17 protein-coding genes are annotated in these 15,467 nt (G+C 68.6%); 5 read left to right on the top strand and 12 right to left on the bottom strand.

Annotated elements, in window-relative coordinates:
- Window positions 1–38 precede the first annotated feature (38 nt).
- Window positions 39–2,180 carry a polyribonucleotide nucleotidyltransferase gene (gene pnp, locus B6K69_RS08985; protein WP_107673224.1) on the bottom strand — a complete coding sequence of 714 codons (2,142 nt, stop codon included), beginning with the start codon at window positions 2,178–2,180 and terminating at the stop codon, window positions 39–41.
- A gap of 302 nt (window positions 2,181–2,482) precedes the next feature.
- Here pnp and B6K69_RS08980 point away from each other — a divergent pair, with 302 nt between their 5' ends.
- Window positions 2,483–2,869: a pore-forming ESAT-6 family protein gene (locus tag B6K69_RS08980; protein ID WP_228156702.1), complete on the top strand. Its 387-nt coding sequence runs from the start codon at window positions 2,483–2,485 to the stop codon at window positions 2,867–2,869.
- A 95-nt stretch (window positions 2,870–2,964) separates the two neighbouring features.
- Here B6K69_RS08980 and B6K69_RS08975 read toward each other — a convergent pair whose 3' ends face one another.
- Window positions 2,965–3,693, bottom strand: a complete 729-nt coding sequence (locus B6K69_RS08975; RefSeq protein WP_108643534.1) for a sterol desaturase family protein — start codon at window positions 3,691–3,693, stop codon at window positions 2,965–2,967.
- A gap of 134 nt (window positions 3,694–3,827) precedes the next feature.
- Entirely contained in the window at window positions 3,828–4,097 is a 270-nt protein-coding gene (gene rpsO / locus B6K69_RS08970) for a 30S ribosomal protein S15 (RefSeq protein WP_107673227.1), read from the bottom strand.
- A 322-nt stretch (window positions 4,098–4,419) separates the two neighbouring features.
- On the opposite strand from rpsO, the gene B6K69_RS08965 reads away from it, so the two are divergent.
- A complete protein-coding gene (locus B6K69_RS08965; protein ID WP_108643533.1) occupies window positions 4,420–5,481 on the top strand; it encodes a calcium-binding protein in 1,062 nt (353 codons plus the stop codon).
- Between the two features lie 25 nt (window positions 5,482–5,506).
- Here B6K69_RS08965 and truB read toward each other — a convergent pair whose 3' ends face one another.
- Genes truB through rbfA form a run of 3 tightly spaced genes read right to left on the bottom strand, consistent with a single transcriptional unit; the run spans window position 5,507 to window position 7,572 of the window.
- Window positions 5,507–6,409, bottom strand: coding sequence for a tRNA pseudouridine(55) synthase TruB (gene truB / locus B6K69_RS08960; protein ID WP_107673229.1), 903 nt, complete (start codon window positions 6,407–6,409; stop codon window positions 5,507–5,509).
- 3 nt (window positions 6,410–6,412) lie between these two features.
- Complete coding sequence (locus B6K69_RS08955) at window positions 6,413–7,099, bottom strand: phosphodiester glycosidase family protein (protein WP_108644858.1); 687 nt, start codon at window positions 7,097–7,099, stop codon at window positions 6,413–6,415.
- A 56-nt stretch (window positions 7,100–7,155) separates the two neighbouring features.
- On the bottom strand, window positions 7,156–7,572 hold the full coding sequence (gene rbfA, locus B6K69_RS08950; protein WP_107673230.1) for a 30S ribosome-binding factor RbfA: 417 nt from the start codon (window positions 7,570–7,572) through the stop codon (window positions 7,156–7,158).
- Between the two features lie 100 nt (window positions 7,573–7,672).
- Here rbfA and dapB point away from each other — a divergent pair, with 100 nt between their 5' ends.
- Together dapB and B6K69_RS08940 are read left to right on the top strand one after the other, a co-directional pair.
- Window positions 7,673–8,482 carry a 4-hydroxy-tetrahydrodipicolinate reductase gene (gene dapB / locus B6K69_RS08945; RefSeq protein WP_108643532.1) on the top strand — a complete coding sequence of 270 codons (810 nt, stop codon included), beginning with the start codon at window positions 7,673–7,675 and terminating at the stop codon, window positions 8,480–8,482.
- 91 nt (window positions 8,483–8,573) lie between these two features.
- Window positions 8,574–8,936: a dihydrodipicolinate reductase gene (locus B6K69_RS08940; protein WP_108643531.1), complete on the top strand. Its 363-nt coding sequence runs from the start codon at window positions 8,574–8,576 to the stop codon at window positions 8,934–8,936.
- Between the two features lie 6 nt (window positions 8,937–8,942).
- Here B6K69_RS08940 and B6K69_RS08935 read toward each other — a convergent pair whose 3' ends face one another.
- Window positions 8,943–9,119 (bottom strand): DUF1674 domain-containing protein, encoded by a 177-nt coding sequence (locus B6K69_RS08935; protein WP_108643530.1) that lies wholly within the window; start codon window positions 9,117–9,119, stop codon window positions 8,943–8,945.
- Window positions 9,120–9,190: 71 nt separating this feature from the next.
- Between B6K69_RS08935 and B6K69_RS08930 the strand changes: the two genes are divergently transcribed.
- Complete coding sequence (locus B6K69_RS08930; protein WP_108643529.1) at window positions 9,191–10,423, top strand: RsmB/NOP family class I SAM-dependent RNA methyltransferase; 1,233 nt, start codon at window positions 9,191–9,193, stop codon at window positions 10,421–10,423.
- Window positions 10,424–10,771: 348 nt separating this feature from the next.
- Here the strand turns inward: B6K69_RS08930 and B6K69_RS08925 are convergent, their stop codons facing one another.
- Genes B6K69_RS08925 through B6K69_RS08905 form a run of 5 tightly spaced genes read right to left on the bottom strand, consistent with a single transcriptional unit; the run spans window position 10,772 to window position 15,371 of the window.
- Window positions 10,772–11,512, bottom strand: coding sequence for an SDR family NAD(P)-dependent oxidoreductase (locus B6K69_RS08925; RefSeq protein ID WP_108643528.1), 741 nt, complete (start codon window positions 11,510–11,512; stop codon window positions 10,772–10,774).
- Entirely contained in the window at window positions 11,509–12,093 is a 585-nt protein-coding gene (locus B6K69_RS08920; protein ID WP_108643527.1) for a DUF3833 domain-containing protein, read from the bottom strand. Before B6K69_RS08920 ends, B6K69_RS08925 begins: the two co-directional genes overlap by 4 nt.
- Window position 12,094: 1 nt before the next feature.
- The gene (locus B6K69_RS08915; RefSeq protein WP_108643526.1) at window positions 12,095–13,327 is read right to left on the bottom strand and encodes an MFS transporter; all 1,233 of its coding nucleotides are present in this window, start codon (window positions 13,325–13,327) and stop codon (window positions 12,095–12,097) included.
- Window positions 13,327–14,079, bottom strand: a complete 753-nt coding sequence (locus B6K69_RS08910) for a DUF1365 domain-containing protein (protein WP_108643525.1) — start codon at window positions 14,077–14,079, stop codon at window positions 13,327–13,329. The genes B6K69_RS08915 and B6K69_RS08910 overlap by 1 nt, the downstream gene beginning before the upstream one ends.
- Window positions 14,076–15,371 (bottom strand): NAD(P)/FAD-dependent oxidoreductase, encoded by a 1,296-nt coding sequence (locus B6K69_RS08905; protein ID WP_108643524.1) that lies wholly within the window; start codon window positions 15,369–15,371, stop codon window positions 14,076–14,078. The genes B6K69_RS08910 and B6K69_RS08905 overlap by 4 nt, the downstream gene beginning before the upstream one ends.
- Between the last annotated feature and the right edge of the window lie 96 nt (window positions 15,372–15,467).

Below are 15,467 nucleotides of genomic sequence, written 5' to 3'. Positions count from 1 at the left end.
TTTCCCCCGGGGCCTTCGCGTTCCTGTGGAGAGGAAGATCAGCCTTCGGCCGATTCTTCCTTTTTCTCGGCGATTTCTTCGCCGGTTTCCTGATCGACCATCTTCATGCCAAGGCGGACCTTGCCGCGTTCGTCGAAGCCCAGCAGCTTGACCTTGACTTCCTGGCCTTCCTTCAGCGCCTCGTTCGGGTGCTGCAGGCGCTTGCTGGCGATCTGCGACACATGGACCAGACCGTCACGCTTGCCGAAGAAGTTCACGAAGGCGCCGAAATCGACCAGCTTCACCACCTTGCCGGTGTAGATCTGCCCGATTTCCGGTTCGGCCACGATGGACCAGATCATGTCATAGGCCTTCTTGATGGCCTTCTGATCGTTCGAGGCGATCTTGATCATGCCGTCGTCGTTGATGTCGACCTTGGCGCCCGACACTTCCACGATCTCGCGGATGACCTTGCCGCCCGAGCCGATCACTTCGCGGATCTTGTCGGTGGGAATGGACATCGTTTCGATCTTGGGGGCGTATTCGCTGAACGCCTGCGGCGCCGAGATGCGCTTGGCCATCTCGCCCAGGATGTGCATCCGGCCGTCCTTGGCCTGCGCCAGGGCCTGCGCCATGATTTCGGGCGTGATGCCCGCAACCTTGATGTCCATCTGCAGCGAGGTGATGCCGCTTTCGGTGCCCGCAACCTTGAAGTCCATGTCGCCGAGGTGGTCCTCGTCGCCAAGGATGTCGGTCAGCACGGCCCAGGAGCCGTCATCTTCCAGGATCAGGCCCATGGCCACGCCGGCAACCGGCGCCTTCAGCGGAACGCCCGCGTCCATCATCGCCAGCGAGCCGCCGCAAACGGTGGCCATCGAGGACGAGCCGTTCGATTCGGTGATCTCGGACACGATGCGGATCGTGTAGGGGAAATCGGTCGGCGCCGGCAGAACCGCCTGAAGCGCCCGCCAGGCCAGCTTGCCATGGCCGATTTCACGGCGACCGGGCGAACCGACGCGGCCCACTTCGCCCACCGAATAGGGGGGGAAGTTGTAGTGCAGCAGGAAGTTCGAGCGGCTGTTGCCGTTCAGCGCGTCGATGATCTGCTCATCCTCACCGGTGCCCAGCGTGGTGACGCAGAGCGACTGGGTTTCGCCGCGGGTGAACAGCGCCGACCCATGGGTGCGCGGCAGGACGCCGGTTTCCACGGCGATCTGGCGCACGGTCTTGGTGTCGCGGCCGTCGATGCGGGCCCCCTTCTTCACCACGTCGCCGCGGAGGATCGAGGATTCCAGCTTCTTGATCGCGGCGCCAAGGTTGGCGTCGGCCAGGTCTTCTTCCGAGAGCGAGGCCTTGATGGCATCGACCGCGGCGCTGATGGCGTTGGTGCGGTCCTGCTTGTCGCGGATCGCGAAGGCGGCGCGCATCTGCGCTTCGCCGGCGGCCTTGACCTTGCCGTAGATGGCCGACAGGTCGGGCGGGGAGAAGTCGAAGGGTTCCTTGGCGGATTCCTCGGCGAAGTCGATGATCAGGTCGATCACCGGCTGCATCGCGGCATGGCCGAACTTCACGGCGCCCAGCATTTCGTCTTCCGACAGCTCATAGGCTTCGGATTCGACCATCATCACGGCGTCCTTGGTGCCGGCGACAACCAGATCCAGCCGCTGTTCGGGGTTCATCCGAAGCTGGTGCATGTCGTCCATCGAGGGGTTCAGCACATAGGCGCCCTTCGAGAAGCCAACGCGCGCGGCGCCGATCGGGCCCATGAAGGGCACGCCCGAGATGGTGAGCGCGGCCGAAGCGGCGATCATGGCCACGATGTCGGGATCATTCACCAGGTCGCAGGACAGCACGGTCGCCATGACCAGGACTTCGTTCTTGAAGCCTTCGACGAACAGCGGGCGGCAGGGACGGTCGATCAGACGCGAGACCAGCGTTTCCTTTTCCGAAGGACGCGCCTCGCGCTTGAAGAAGCCACCCGGGATCTTGCCGGCGGCGTAATACTTTTCCTGATAGTGCACGGTCAGGGGGAAGAAGTCCTGGCCCGGCTTGGGCGATTTGGCGAAGGTCACGTTGGCCATGACCTGGGTTTCGCCAAGCGTCGCGATGACCGAACCATCGGCCTGACGCGCAACTTTCCCCGTTTCCAGAGTGAGCGTTTCGTTGCCCCACTGGATGGATTTCTTCGTCACGTTGAACATATATCGTTTCCTCTAGGGCCCCGGCCCCTGCCGGTGGTCCCACATATGGCGGCCCCATTGCCGCCGTCTTCCCCCGATCCTTTGCATGGGCCCCGGGGGCAGGCCGTCACGTCACAGATGGCGCGGGCCATACAGGAAATGCGCCTGTATTGAAAGTGTGTTGTTGGGCCGGCGGACCCGCACCGGGCGAAGGCCGCCGATGGCGGGCCGGTCGGTAATTTCTTCTTGCGCGACCTTTTCCCATCTGATTTGCAAGGGACAGGCGAGTTTGCACGCCGTTAACGAGTATGGAGAGTATGGACATGTCGATGACCCTTCGCGGAGCAGCCCTTGCGCTGCCGTTGCTGATGACGGGCCTTGCCGTGAACGCGCAGACCGCGCCGACGCCGGATGATGCCGTCGCTGCCGCCAAGAACCAGCTTGGTGTGCTGGAATACTGCCAGACCGCCGGCCATATCGAGGCCAAGCCGGTTGAGATTCAGACCAAGATGCTGGGCATGCTGCCGCCGGCGACCGATGCCGAAAAGGTGGAAGCGGCCTATGCCAAGGGCAAGGAAGGCGTGGTTTCCGCGATGGGAACCGAGATGCCGCTGGCCGATGCCGCCAAGGCCCAGGGCGTGGAAGAAGCCGCGCTGTGCGCCCAGATGGGCACGATGATCGAACAGGCCGGCGCGCAGATGGGGATGTAATCCCCTGCCTGCCCTGACCGAAACAGGAACGCCCGCCCGGGATTCCGGGCGGGCGTTTTCCTTTGAAAGACGGTGCCCCCGGCGGGGCGGGGCCGTCACGCCTGCGGCTGGCCGCGCTTCATGCCCGGACGGGGTGGCAGGCCATAGGCCTTGCGGGCGGTGACGAGGCGCAGGTCTTCCGGGTCCATCCCCATGGAGAGAAGCGTCTTGCGGTCAAACCGGGCGCGGGCGGTTTCGGCATCATGGCCGGTGCCGAACAGGCGGTCGATCCAGCCCGCGCCAAGGCTGACGTGGAAAGTGGCGGCGTGGTCCTGATAGTGGTGGGCCAGATGATCGCGGGTGATCTTCTGCCCAAGCCAGCCCTTCGGCACATTCAGATGCGCCAGCGTGTGGCAGCCTTCGTAGAAGGCGAAGGCCGAGACCGAGCCGAGGAAGAGGGCGACGAAGGCGGTCACGAAGGCGGCGCCAAGCCCGAGGACGGGCCAGAGCAGCAGCGTGTGCAGCGCGACCGAGATCAGGCCGAAACGCACCGGATACCAGTGATCGTCGCCGGTGAAGAGTTCGGGATCGGAGGGGAATTCGTGATGGCCGATATGGCTGCGGTAAAGCGCATTGAACACGCCCTGATCGGTGGGCGGCTTGCGGTGCAGCAGGAAGCGGTGCATCGCGTATTCGACAAAGAACTGCATCACCACGCCATAGGCGATGGCCAGCAGCAGCCAAGGCGACCAGAACGCCACCAGAAGCCCCAGCGCAAGCAGCCAGAACGGAGCCAGCCGTTGCAGGCTGCCCATGTGGACCAGAACCCGAAGGGTGGGAATCATTGCCGGCCTCGTGCTGAAACTGAACAGGATGGTTCAAAATCAGGCGAGGAGGCGGGGCCGGTCAACAGGGACGCTGCGTCAAGCAAAAGGGGCCGCCGAAGCGACCCCTGGTGCGTTTGCCCGGAACGGCCGGATCAGCGGCGCAGGCCGAGGCGCTGGATCAGCGTCGCGTAGCGGGTCTCGTCGTTCTTCTTGAGGTAGTCCAGCAGCTTGCGGCGCTGGGCGACCATCATCAGAAGGCCACGACGCGAGTGGTTGTCCTTCTTGTGAGCCTTGAAGTGCTCGGTCAGGGTGGCAATCCGCGAGGACAGGATGGCGACCTGGACTTCGGGCGAGCCGGTGTCGCCTTCCTTGGTCGCGTATTCCTTGATCAGGCGGGCCTTGTCTTCAACAGTGATCGACATCGGGATGCTCCTTACGGGTTGGCGTGACGGCCACGGCCGGGATGTCGTCCAGCAGGGCCCTTGAACACCGCCGGGCTGCGGCGGATGCGTGCCTATAGGGGGAATCGCGCCGGAAGGGAAGCCGGAATCACCGCGGGGCTGCGGGGCCGGGCGGGCGCGGGATCGGAACAGTTTTGCGAAATCTTGCCGCGACCGGCGGCTGCAGCGGCCGCCGAATCATGCTAGGACGACCATGAATTTCCTAGTCCTGTCAGAAGGTTGGAGGGGAGAATGGTTAACGCCGCCCGGCGGGCGGCAGGGCGCAGGCGCGGGGGGACGGCGGATGATGCTGATTCTGGGTATGATGGGGGCCGTTCTGGCCGGGGTTCTGGCCGAAGGCATCATGGCGCTTGGATCGCCCGACACGGCGGAGGACGAGGACGGGGCGGATGCGCCCGAGGCGGAAGATGCGCCGGACGCCCGGGGCGAGGACGCGGGGGCCGGGGACGGCGACCTGTTGCAGGAAGAGGCGGCGGGCGCGCAGGGCGCGGAAGAGGGGGCGGCAGAGGACGGCTTCGTGTCGGATGACCGGCCGGAGGTGCCCGATCTGCCCCGGGTGCAAGGCGGTGGCGACGGGGACGATCTGATCACGGGCGGCGGGGCGGGCGATGCGCTGGCCGGGGGCGGCGGGAATGACCAGATCGACGCCGGGGCGGGCGACGATACCCTGTCGGGCGGACCGGGCGATGATGCGGTCTGGGCCGGGGCCGGGGATGACCTTGCCGAAGGGGGCGAGGGCGCGGACCGGCTGGAAGGGCAGGACGGGGGCGACAGCCTCTCGGGTGGCGCGGGACCGGACTGGCTGGCGGGCCATGAGGGGGATGACCTGCTGGACGGCGGGGCCGAGGCCGACACGCTGCTGGGGGGCGGCGGCGCGGATACACTGTCGGGCGGTGCGGGCCCGGACTGGCTGGCCGGGGGCGATGGCGCCGATCAGGTGCAGGGCGGCGCCGGGGCGGATGTGCTGGACGGCAATGCGGGCGACGACTGGCTGTCGGGCGTGTTTCCCGAAGGCGACGATGCCGGGGCGGATTTCCTGAACGGCGGCGCGGGGGCCGATACGCTGGCCGCCGGGGCGGGCGATGTGGCGACCGGGGGCGATGGCGCGGACAGTTTCCTTCTGAGCCACTGGCTGGGCGAAGGCGGCCATGCCACGATCACCGATTACGATGCCGCCGAGGATGAGATCGTGCTGGTCTATGATCCGGCAACCCATGCCGACCCGACGGTGACGGTTCAGCCGGTGGCCGGCACCGACCGCGTGACCATCCTGCTGGACGGGCATGAGGTGGCCACGGTGCATGGCGCGGTGGCGGTGCAGGACATCCGCCTGCTGGCGGCCTGACTGCGCAGGAGCGGAGGCCGCGCGTTCAGCGGTTGAACACGCGCGAGGGGTGCAACTCACCCCCCATGTAGCGGCCCACGGCCAGGGCGCGGCCGTTCAGGCTGGCCCAGGCTTCGGTGCCATAGGGCAGGTGGCCCAGCACCTGACCGGGGTTGCCATGGCCCAGCCGGGCGGCGCCTTCGGGGGTGGCCTGCAGTTCCGGCAGGTCGGCCAGCGCCAGTTCCAGCGGGTGCAGCAGGCTGTCGATCTCGGGCGTGCCGGCCAGACGGTCAAGGTCTTCCAGCGAACAGCCCATGTCGGCGCGGAAGGGGCCGGTCCAGTCTCGCCGCAGCCATTGCACATGGCCAAGGCAGCCAAGCGCGGCGCCCAGGTCGCGGGCGATGGCGCGGACATAGCCGCCCTTGCCGCAGACCATTTCCAGATCGGCATGGTCGGCATCGGGGCGGCCGGCCAGCACCAGCCGTTCCACATAAAGCGGGCGGGGGGCGAGGTCCATTTCCACCCCTTCGCGGGCCAGGTCATAGGCACGCTCGCCCTCGACCTTGACGGCGGAGACCTGCGGCGGAACCTGAAGGATGTCGCCGCGGAAGGCGTTGAGCGCGGTTTCGATCTGCGCATCGGTCGGGCGCAGGTCGCTGCGGGCGATCACGCTGCCTTCGGCATCATCGGTGGTGGTGGCGGCGCCGAAGGTCACGCGGAAGCGGTAGCCCTTCATCGCGTCTGTGATCAGCGGCACGGTCTTGGTGGCCTCGCCCAAGGCGACGGCCAGAACGCCGGTGGCGGCGGGGTCCAGCGTGCCGGCGTGGCCGGCCTTCTGCGCGCCGAAGGCCCAGCGGACCTTGCCGACGATATTGGTCGAGCCGATGCCCGCCGGTTTGTCCACGATCACCCAGCCCGAAACCGGGCGGCCCTTTTTCGCGCGACCCATCGGTCAGCCTTTCGGAATGACGGCGCCGACGATCGGCCCCATGGGAAAGCCCAGGTCGCTGCGGCCCAGAGCGGGGGAATAGAGCCGCGAGATGCTGCCATCGAAATACAGCGCGTCGGACAGGCCAAGGTGATCGCGGAAGAGCCGGGCGAAGAGGTGGAAGTTCACCGCCTCGTTCGAGATGGCAAAGACGGCGCGGCTGCCGTCGGCGGGCACGCCCACGCCGTTGCGGACATAAAGCGAATCGCTGTCGGGCAAGAGCTTGGGGTGCAGCGCGCCGTTCAGCAGCAGCATGGGGCCGGATTGCGTGGCCCAGCGGCAGGTGGGGGCACTGTCGCGGAAGCTGCGGCTTTCGATCACGCGAAAGCCGTCCTTGCCCCAGCAGAAGACGCCGTTCGGCAAGAGGCCGAAATTGCCGGGGCCGGCGCGGGTGATCAGCGGCGCCTGTTCGCGCCCTTCGGCGATGAACAGGCCCACGGGCGACAGGTCGCGGTGATACATGCCCGCGTTCATGGCGAAGGCCAGGGTCTTGCCTTCGGCTTCAAGCGCGCGGTTCACGGCGGCGAAGCTGCCATAGGGGCCATCGGGGCCGTTCAGGAACAGCCGCAGGTCTTCGCCGCGCGACACGTCGCAGAGGGTGAAGGAGGCGCCTTCGAACACCTCATCCCGGCAGGCGCTGGCGCCGGCCATGCCCGCGATTGCAGAGGGCAGAAGCAGCGCCAGAAGGGCGAACAGGCGCCGCACGCTCAGCCCTCGTCCTCATCCGGGGTGGTCAGGTCGCGCTGCACGGTCGGATCGGAAAACAGGCGGCGCGTCTCGTCCAGCCGGTCAAAGGTTTCGTCGGGGCGGAAGCGCAGGTCGGGGGCGTATTTCAGCGTCAGTTCGGCCCCGATGCGGCGGCGCAATTCGCCCTTGTTGCGGGCCAGCGCCTTGATCGCCTCTTCCACCGGGACGCTGCCCATCAGCGGCATCACATAGACGGTGGCGACCTTGAGGTCGGGCGAACAGGACACTTCGCCCACGGTGATGGACATGGCGTTCAGGTCGGGGTCGTGGATCTCGGCCCGGTTCAGCACATCGGAAATGGTGCGGCGGATCAGTTCGCCGACGCGCAACTGCCGCTGCGAAGGGCCCTGGCCCGTGGGGAAGCGTTTTGAGGACATGAGGTTCCTCTAGTCGGTTTCGGGCCGTCCCGCAACGGGCCGGGCTTTCACAGCCGGGCGAGGGGCGCTAAAGCGAAGGCTGGCACACGGGGAATGGGCGATGACAGAGCTTCCGGGACTGGTGGTGACGGGCGTATCGGGCCGGATGGGCCGGATGCTGGTGAAGACCATCACCGAAAGCGGCCGCGCCCGGCTGGTGGCCGGGGTGGAGCGTGAGGGGCACCCCTGGGTGGGCCGCGACATCGGCGAGGCGATGGGTGGCGCACCGCTGGGCGCGATGGTGACGGATGACCCGGTGGAGGCCTTTGCCCGCGCGCAGGGCGTGGTGGATTTCACCGCCCCCGCGGCGACAGTGGCCTATGCCGGGCTGGCGGCGCAGGCGCGGGCGGTGCATGTGATCGGCACCACCGGGCTGGAGCCGGCGCATCTGGAAAAGATCGCGGCCGCGGCGCGCCATGCCGTGATCGTGCGGGCGGGCAACATGAGCCTGGGTGTCAACCTGCTGGTGCGGATGACGCAGAAGATTGCCGCCGCGCTGGATGCCGACTGGGATGTCGAGGTGGTGGAGGCGCATCACCGGATGAAGGTGGACGCGCCGTCGGGCACCGCGCTGATGCTGGGCCGGGCCGCGGCCGAAGGGCGGGGCGTGACGCTGGAACAGGCCATGGTTTCGGGCCGCGACGGCATGACCGGCGCGCGGGAACGCGGCAGCATCGGCTTCAGTGCCATTCGCGGCGGCGACATCGTGGGCGAGCATGACGTGATCTTTGCCGCCGAGGGCGAGCGGGTGATCCTGCGCCATGTCGCCACCGACAGGGCGATCTTTGCCCGCGGCGCCCTGCGGGCCGCGCTGTGGGGGCAGGGGCAGAAGCCCGGCGAATATGACATGATGGATGTGCTGGGCCTGTAGTCGCGCCTTCACGGGCCTGTGATCGCCGGGGCGGTCATCCGCTGCGGGGCCGTCTGCGTAGAAGGCAGGTTCCCGTTTGTGCGAGGCCGCCATGATCCGACCGCTGCTTGCCGCCGCCCTGATCCTGTTTCCGCTGACCGCCGCCGCCAACGGGTTTGAACCCGTGCGCGACAAGGGGCAGTTCCTGTCGCTGATCGAGAACCGCGAATTGCGGATCGGGCTTTACGACCTGACGCTGAAGGTGCTGCCCGATGGCCGGATCGAGGGCGAGGCGCTGGGCTGGTATGTGACCGGCACCTGGGCCTGGCGTGACGGCTATTTCTGCCGCGAGATGGACTGGAGCGGCTATGCCATCCGCTATAATTGCCAGTTGGTCGAGGTGCGGGGCGGCGACGAGCTGCGCTTTACCGTGGATCAGGGCCGGGGCGACAGCGCGCGGTTCCGGCTGCGCTGAGGCGGATCAGAAGTCGATCGCCAGCCCCTTCTTTTCCCAGTCGCCATAGCGCACGGGTTCCGGCCCGTCGCGCCCGCCGTGTTCGACGGGCGGGGCTTCGGTCTTGGCCGCCTTGCGGCGTTCCTCGGCCTCGGCCAGGGCGCGGAGGGCTTCGGGCGGGAGATCGCGCGGATCCTTGGACATGGGGTGCTTCCTTGTGCAGGGCCTTGCGGGTGATATAGGCCCGGCGGGAGAAAGCCGCAAAGGGGAATGGCATGGCAGAAGGCTTGGGCGCACGGGCGGCGGCGGCGGCACTGCTGGATGCCGTGCTGGGCGAGGGGCGGATGCTGTCCGAACTGCCCGATGCCGAGGGGCTTGCGCCGGGTGACCGGGCGCGGGCGCGGCGGCTGGCCGAGGAAGTGCTGCGCCGGGTCGAGCCGGTGGACCGGCTGCTGGGCGGGCTGATGCGCAAGGCGCCGCCCCTGCCGGTGCTGAACCTGCTGCGGCTGGCGGTGGTGGAAATGGCGCTGGGCGCGGCCCCGCATGGCGCCGTGAACGCGGCGGTGGCGCTGGTGCGGCGGGGCAAGCGGACGCAGCATCTGGCGGGGCTGGCCAATGCGGTGCTGCGGGCGGTGCCGGCCAACCCGGTGCTGGGCGTGCAGAAACTGCCGCGCTGGATGCGCCAGCCGATGGTGCATCAATGGGGCCGCGAGGTGGTGGCGGCGATCGAGGCGGTGCAGGCGCTGACGCCGCCGCTGGACCTGACGGTGCGGCCGGGGGCCGAGGCGCCCGAGGGCGAGGCGCTGCCGACCGGCAGCCTGCGGCTGGCCGCGCCGGGGCAGGTGTCGGGCCTGCCGGGCTATGCTGCGGGGGGCTGGTGGGTGCAGGATGCCGCCGCCGCGCTGGCGGTGCGTCTCTTGGCGCCGCAGCCGGGCGAACGGGTGCTGGACCTGTGCGCCGCGCCGGGCGGCAAGACGATGCAACTGGCGGCGGCGGGCGCGCGGGTGACGGCGCTGGACATCAGCCCCGCCCGCATGGCGCGGGTGCGGGAAAACCTGGCCCGCACCGGGCTGGCGGCGGAAACGGTGCTGGCCGACGCGCTGGACTGGCAGCCCGAGGCGCCGTTCGACGCGGTACTGCTGGATGCGCCCTGTTCGGCCACCGGCACGGTGCGGCGCCACCCCGACCTGCCCTTCGTCAAGGACGGGTCAGAGCTGCCGGGGCTGGTGGAGTTGCAGGCGCGCCTGCTGGACCGGGCGCTGACGATGCTGCGCCCCGGCGGGCGGCTGGTCTTTGCCACCTGTTCGCTGCTGTCCGAGGAGGGCGAGGGTCAGCTTGCGGCGGCGCTGGCGCGGCATCCGGGGCTGGCGGTCGAGAGGGCGGAGATTCCGGGGGTGGAGCCGGGCTGGTGGACCGAAGGGGGCGGCCTGCGGCTGCGCCCGGACCACTGGGCCGAAAAAGGCGGCATGGACGGCTTCTTCATCGCCCGCCTGCGGGTGGCGGGGTAGGGGAAGGCAGGCATTTGCAGACGGTGGATGCGTGTTCGCCGGTCAAAGCCGCCGCTTCTTTTGCACAGAGCAAGGCCGGTGCCCGACCGCGGGGGGCGCTTTCGACGGTGCGAGGCCGGCGCTTTATGGGGCGGTCCCTTCTGCGGGCCGAACGAAGGGTGACAGCGCAGAAGCGCCCGCCCGGGGGGCGGTCGGGCGCTGGCCGGGGCCGCTGCGCGGCTGTTAACCCGGCCGGGGCTTCTGGTTGCACCTGCGCGGGCCAAGATCCTTCGAAGGATATTGCAAATTTCTTCGAAGAAATTTGCGATGGGCTGAAAGCGCCTTTCTGCCCCGTCACAGGTCAGGGGGCTACTTCCCCGGCGGGAACAGGCGATACCACAGCGTGTCGGGCAGGAACTGGCCGCCGCGGAAGAGCCAGGAGAAGGCGGTGGGGAAGCTGCGTTTGAAGCCGCCTTTGGCCATATGGGTGAACATGATGTCCGCCGCCGCTTCGGGTTCCAGGATGAAGGGCATCGCAAAATCGTTCTTGGCGGTCAGCCGGGTGCGGATGAAGCCGGGGTTGGCCACCTGCACGGTGATGCCGGTCTTGCGCAGGTCGGCGTAAAGGGATTCGGCCAGAACCATGGTGGCGGCCTTGGAGGCGGCATAGCCGATGGCGCCGGGCAGGCCGCGAAAGCCCGAGAGCGAGCCGGTGATCACGATATGGCCGGCGTTGCGGGCCAGCATCTGCGGCAGCACGGCACCGATCACCCGGGTACAGCCGGTGGCGTTGACGTTGAGCATCGCCTCGGCGCGGTCGGCGTCCCAGTCCTGCGCGGCCATGGGCCAGTAGACGCCGGCAAGGAAGACCACGCCATCGACCGCCCCGATCCGGTCGGCGGCGGCGCGGACGCTGGCGCTGTCGGCCACATCGACCGGCACGGTTTCGGCCCCGTCGGGCAGGCTGGCGGCGGCGCGGGCCAGACCTTCGGGCGACCGGGCCGACAGCACCAGCCTTGCGCCGGCGCGGGCCATGCGCTGCGCCAGGGCCAGGCCCAGCCCTTCGGACGCCCCGACCAGCCAGTAGCGTTTGCCGGTGAAATCCCTCATTCCGCGGCCATGCGTGCGGCGGCGCTGTCGGCCGCCGGGCGGATGGTGGCAACCAGCTCGGCCACCTTGATGCCGAACTTGCGGAATTCGGAGCGGTTCATCAGCGTGCCGTTGTCCAGCAGATACATCCAGTCGGTCACCGAGAGGACATGCCCGCCCGCCTGGGGTTCCAGCCGGATGCGGTAGCGCAGCATCAGGGCCGAGCCGGTGACGCGGCCGGTGGCGGTGCCCAGAATGTCGGGCGCGGTGCCGGTCAGGGTGCCATCGGGGCCAAGGGTCAGTGACCAGGCGCGCGACTGGCGGGCGCCGCTGTCATAGGTGAATTCTTCGGTCAGGGTGCCGCGATCGCCCTGCCAGGTGCCCTGGGCCAGCGCGACGAAGCGCGACACCACGCGGCCGGTGGGGCCGTAGAGCATCCCTTCCATCACCAGCGGGCCGGCCAGGTGGCGGGTGGGGTCAAGGGCGGGGCCCGCGGCATAATCCTGCGGGCGCTGGGCGGCGAAACCGGCCAGCCGGCTGCGGGCCAGCACAAGAATGGCCACGAAGGCGGCCCCAAGGGCGAAGGCGAAAGCGAAGGTCACATCAGGTCTCCGATACCGGGGTGAGGGACAGGAGCGCGAGGGCTGTCACCTTCAATACGCAGGGAAGGGCGGCATAGATCAGCGTCAGGGCAAAAAGCGCAGGCTCGGGGTTCTGCGCGCCGGGGATGAAGCCCGCGGCCTGCAGGGCGGGCAGCAGGGTGGCGGCGGCCAGGGCCAGCGACAGTTTCGACACGAAGGACCACAGGCCGAAGGCGGCGGCCTCGGTCCCGGCGGAAACTTGCGACAGGCGGCGGGCAAAGAGGGCGGGCAGCAGCGTCAGGTCGGCGCCAAGGGCCGCGCCCGAGGCGGCGCAGATCACCGCGAAGGCCGCAGTGTCGCCGGCGCCCAGGGTGGCGGCCCAGAGGAAGGCCGCGATGGAGAGCGCCATGCCGGCCAGAAGCACGGGTTTCGCACCGAAGCGGGCGGCGGCGCGGGTCCAGAGGGGCGCGGCAGCGGCGGCGGAGAGGAAGAACAGCAGCAGGAGCGGGCCTTCGGCGCCCGGGGCCATCAGCCGGCTTTCGACGAAGAACAGGAAGGTGGTCGAGGTTACGGCGACCGGCGCCGCGTTCAGCAGCGCGATCAGCAGCAGGCGGCGGGCCAGCCGGTCCGACAGGGCGGGGCGGAACAGGGCCAGCGGGGCCGCGGGTTCGGCGGGCGCGGTGGACCATTCGCGGTTCATCGCCAGCGTGGCGGCCAGGGCAAGCGCCGCGAAACCGGCGGCGAAGGCGGTGAAGGGGCTGTCGGTCAGGGCCGACAGCGCCACCGGCGCGGTCGCGGCCAGGCAGACGCCGATCAGGCCGCCCGCCTCTCTCCACCCGGCAAGGCGGATATGGCCGTTCGGGCCAAGCCGGCCGGCCTTGGCAACGCCTTCGGCGTAAAAGACGATGGTCAGGAAGGAGAAGGCCGAGAAAAGGGCGGTCAGCGTCAGGGCGAACCACAGAAGCGGGGCCACCGGCGGCGCAATGGCGAACAGGCCCCAAAGTGCGGCGGCCATCAGCGCGGCGGCCCCGGCCACCATGGCGCGGCGGTGCGGCCGGGTGGCCTGCGCCAGCCAGCCAAGGGCGGGGTCCTGCACCACGTCGATCAGGCGCAGCAGCGCCAGCGTGCCGCCAAGCGCGGCCAGCGACACGCCGTAGCTGTCGACGAAGAACTTGGGCGCGTGGATGTAGATCGGCAGGCCGGCCATGGCGATCAGCGCCGCGAACAGCGACCAGGCCGGCAGGCGCTGCGCCATCAGCGGCTGACGTTCTTGGCCGGGGGCGTGCCGCGCGGGCGGAAGGTGACGCCCTTCCACCACAGTTTCAGCGCCTGCCAGTGGATCAGCGCCATCACCCGGCGCGATCCGAAGGGGCGGCGCAGGCAGGCACGCAGGATGCCAAGGTTGGTCAGCGGTGCGCGGGGGCCGGTGAGGTTGGTGTAAAGTCCGCCGTCGGACGAGGTATAGTCGATCCAGACCCCCACCCGGTCTGGCCGGATGTCGAAGCGGAAATCATAGCGCCCCTCGACCGGCTGGAAGGGCGAGACGTGAAAGATCTTCTGCGCGGTCAGCGTATCGGTGCGCTGGATCGGGCGGCCGTCGGGATGGGTGCAAAGGTAGCAATGCCGGTCGCCATAGGTGTTGGAGACTTCGGCGATGACCGAGAGCAGGTTGCCCTTGCCATCATGGCAAAGCCAGAACGACACCGGGTTGAACACATAGCCCATGACGCGGGGCTGGCCGAGCAGCAGGATATGGTCTGACCCGGGGGCGTTGTGGGTGGCCAGCACCTCGCGCACCCAGGCGGTGCCGCGGCCCTGGCCGGGGGGGCCGCCGTAATCGCTGTCATGCAGGGCCACCAGATTGGCGCGGTTGCGCGAGAACAGGCGCGGGCCGGTGGCGCGGTCAGGGTCAAGCAGCAGGTAATCCACACCGTAGCGGAAGCTGTTCTTCACAGCGCCCTTGCGGCCGTGGAAGGTTTCGCCGCGGATATGTTCGACCTCGCTCATGCGGCGGCCTGCTGTGGGGTGCGGGTGCGCAGGCCCTGCACCACATCGACCGCCGAGGCGATGCCGTCTTCGTGGAAGCCGTTCTTCATCCAGGCGCCGCAGAACCAGGTGTTGCGGGTGCCGTTCATCGCGCGGACCTGCCCCTGCGCGGCCAATGTGCCCAGATCATAGACCGGGTGGCGGAAGGTGGTGACATCATGGATCAGGTCGGCCCGGATCGCCTGGGTGGCGTTCAGGGTGACGAACAGCGGGTCATCCTGCGGGATGGGTTGCAGCGAGTTCATCCAGTAGGTCAGGTCGATGCGGTCGCGCGCGCCGCCCTTGGGTTCGACATAGTTCCACGACGACCAGGTCTTGCGGATGCGGGGCATCAGGTTTGTGTCGGCGTGCAGGACTGCCTCATTCGGCTGGTAGCGCACGGCGCCCAGGGCGGCGCGTTCGTCCGGCGTGGCGTCGGCCAAAAGGCGCAGCGACACGTCGGAATGGGTGGCGAAGACCACCTCGTCGAACATCTCCCAGTCGCCGCCTTCGGCGCGGACCATGACGCCGCCGGGTTCGCGGCGCACGCCGGCCACCGGGCTGCCGGCCCGGATGTCGACGCCCTGCCGGGCCAGCAGCGCCTGCAGGCGGCTGACATACTGGATCGAGCCGCCGCGCACCGTGTACCACTGGTGCTGCCCGCTGTTCGACATCAGCGCGTGGTTCTTGAAGAACTGCACCAGCGCCTGCGCCGGGAAATCCAGGATGCCCACGGTGGGGGTGGACCAGATCGCGCCCGAGAAGGGGGTGATGTACCAGTCGCGGAAGGCATCGCCGGTGCCCAGTTCGTCCAGCAGTTCGCGGATGGTCATGCGGCCGTCCTGCGCCACCTTCTCGGCGTGCTTGTTGAAGCGCAGCACGTCGGTGATCATGCCCAGGAAGCGCGGCGACAGGATGTTGCGGCGCTGGGCGAACAGGGTGTTCAGGTCGGCAAGGCCGTATTCCACCCGCCCGCCGTCGATCGAGGCGGCAAAGGACATGCGGCTTTCGGCAACCGGCACGTCCAGCTTTTCGAACAGCCTGACCAGATTGGGATAGTTGACCCGGTTATAGACGATGAAGCCGGTATCGACCGGCTGGTCGCCGCGCTTGCCGGCGATCAGGGTGCGGGCGTGGCCGCCAAGGCGGCCTTCGGCTTCGAACAGCACCACGGCATTGCCATCGGCCAGAAGATGCGCGGCGGACAGGCCGGAAATGCCCCCCCCGATCACGGCAATGCGGCGGGGGGCCTGGGTCAGGGTTTCAAAGGGCATGAACGGCGTTCCCGATTCTGAGCGGATGTTGAAGTGCTTACGGCAGTCGGGGGCGCCCGGATCACCTTGTCAGGCCGAGCTTACAGGTTTTTTCGC

This window comes from Pseudogemmobacter blasticus (genome assembly GCF_003071405.1).
GTDB classification, from domain to species: domain Bacteria; phylum Pseudomonadota; class Alphaproteobacteria; order Rhodobacterales; family Rhodobacteraceae; genus Pseudogemmobacter; species Pseudogemmobacter blasticus.
The sequence above is the reverse complement of the archived record's forward strand: the minus strand, read 5'-3'. Positions and strand labels throughout refer to the sequence as shown.

Bases quoted from the DNA above. Each gene is read 5' to 3' on its own strand.
- B6K69_RS08980 (WP_228156702.1), top strand. From the start codon at position 2,483: ATGTCGATGACCCTTCGCGGAGCAGCCCTTGCGCTGCCGTTGCTGATG.
- B6K69_RS08935 (WP_108643530.1), bottom strand. From the start codon at position 9,119: ATGTCCAAGGATCCGCGCGATCTCCCGCCCGAAGCCCTCCGCGCCCTG.
- B6K69_RS08915 (WP_108643526.1), bottom strand. From the start codon at position 13,327: ATGGCGCAGCGCCTGCCGGCCTGGTCGCTGTTCGCGGCGCTGATCGCC.
- B6K69_RS08925 (WP_108643528.1), bottom strand. From the start codon at position 11,512: ATGAGGGATTTCACCGGCAAACGCTACTGGCTGGTCGGGGCGTCCGAA.
- B6K69_RS08910 (WP_108643525.1), bottom strand. From the start codon at position 14,079: ATGAGCGAGGTCGAACATATCCGCGGCGAAACCTTCCACGGCCGCAAG.
- B6K69_RS08965 (WP_108643533.1), top strand. From the start codon at position 4,420: ATGATGCTGATTCTGGGTATGATGGGGGCCGTTCTGGCCGGGGTTCTG.
- B6K69_RS08975 (WP_108643534.1), bottom strand. From the start codon at position 3,693: ATGATTCCCACCCTTCGGGTTCTGGTCCACATGGGCAGCCTGCAACGG.
- rpsO (WP_107673227.1), bottom strand. From the start codon at position 4,097: ATGTCGATCACTGTTGAAGACAAGGCCCGCCTGATCAAGGAATACGCG.
- truB (WP_107673229.1), bottom strand. From the start codon at position 6,409: ATGGGTCGCGCGAAAAAGGGCCGCCCGGTTTCGGGCTGGGTGATCGTG.
- B6K69_RS08905 (WP_108643524.1), bottom strand. From the start codon at position 15,371: ATGCCCTTTGAAACCCTGACCCAGGCCCCCCGCCGCATTGCCGTGATC.
- B6K69_RS08930 (WP_108643529.1), top strand. From the start codon at position 9,191: ATGGCAGAAGGCTTGGGCGCACGGGCGGCGGCGGCGGCACTGCTGGAT.
- B6K69_RS08940 (WP_108643531.1), top strand. From the start codon at position 8,574: ATGATCCGACCGCTGCTTGCCGCCGCCCTGATCCTGTTTCCGCTGACC.
- B6K69_RS08955 (WP_108644858.1), bottom strand. From the start codon at position 7,099: ATGGCCGGCGCCAGCGCCTGCCGGGATGAGGTGTTCGAAGGCGCCTCC.
- pnp (WP_107673224.1), bottom strand. From the start codon at position 2,180: ATGTTCAACGTGACGAAGAAATCCATCCAGTGGGGCAACGAAACGCTC.
- dapB (WP_108643532.1), top strand. From the start codon at position 7,673: ATGACAGAGCTTCCGGGACTGGTGGTGACGGGCGTATCGGGCCGGATG.
- rbfA (WP_107673230.1), bottom strand. From the start codon at position 7,572: ATGTCCTCAAAACGCTTCCCCACGGGCCAGGGCCCTTCGCAGCGGCAG.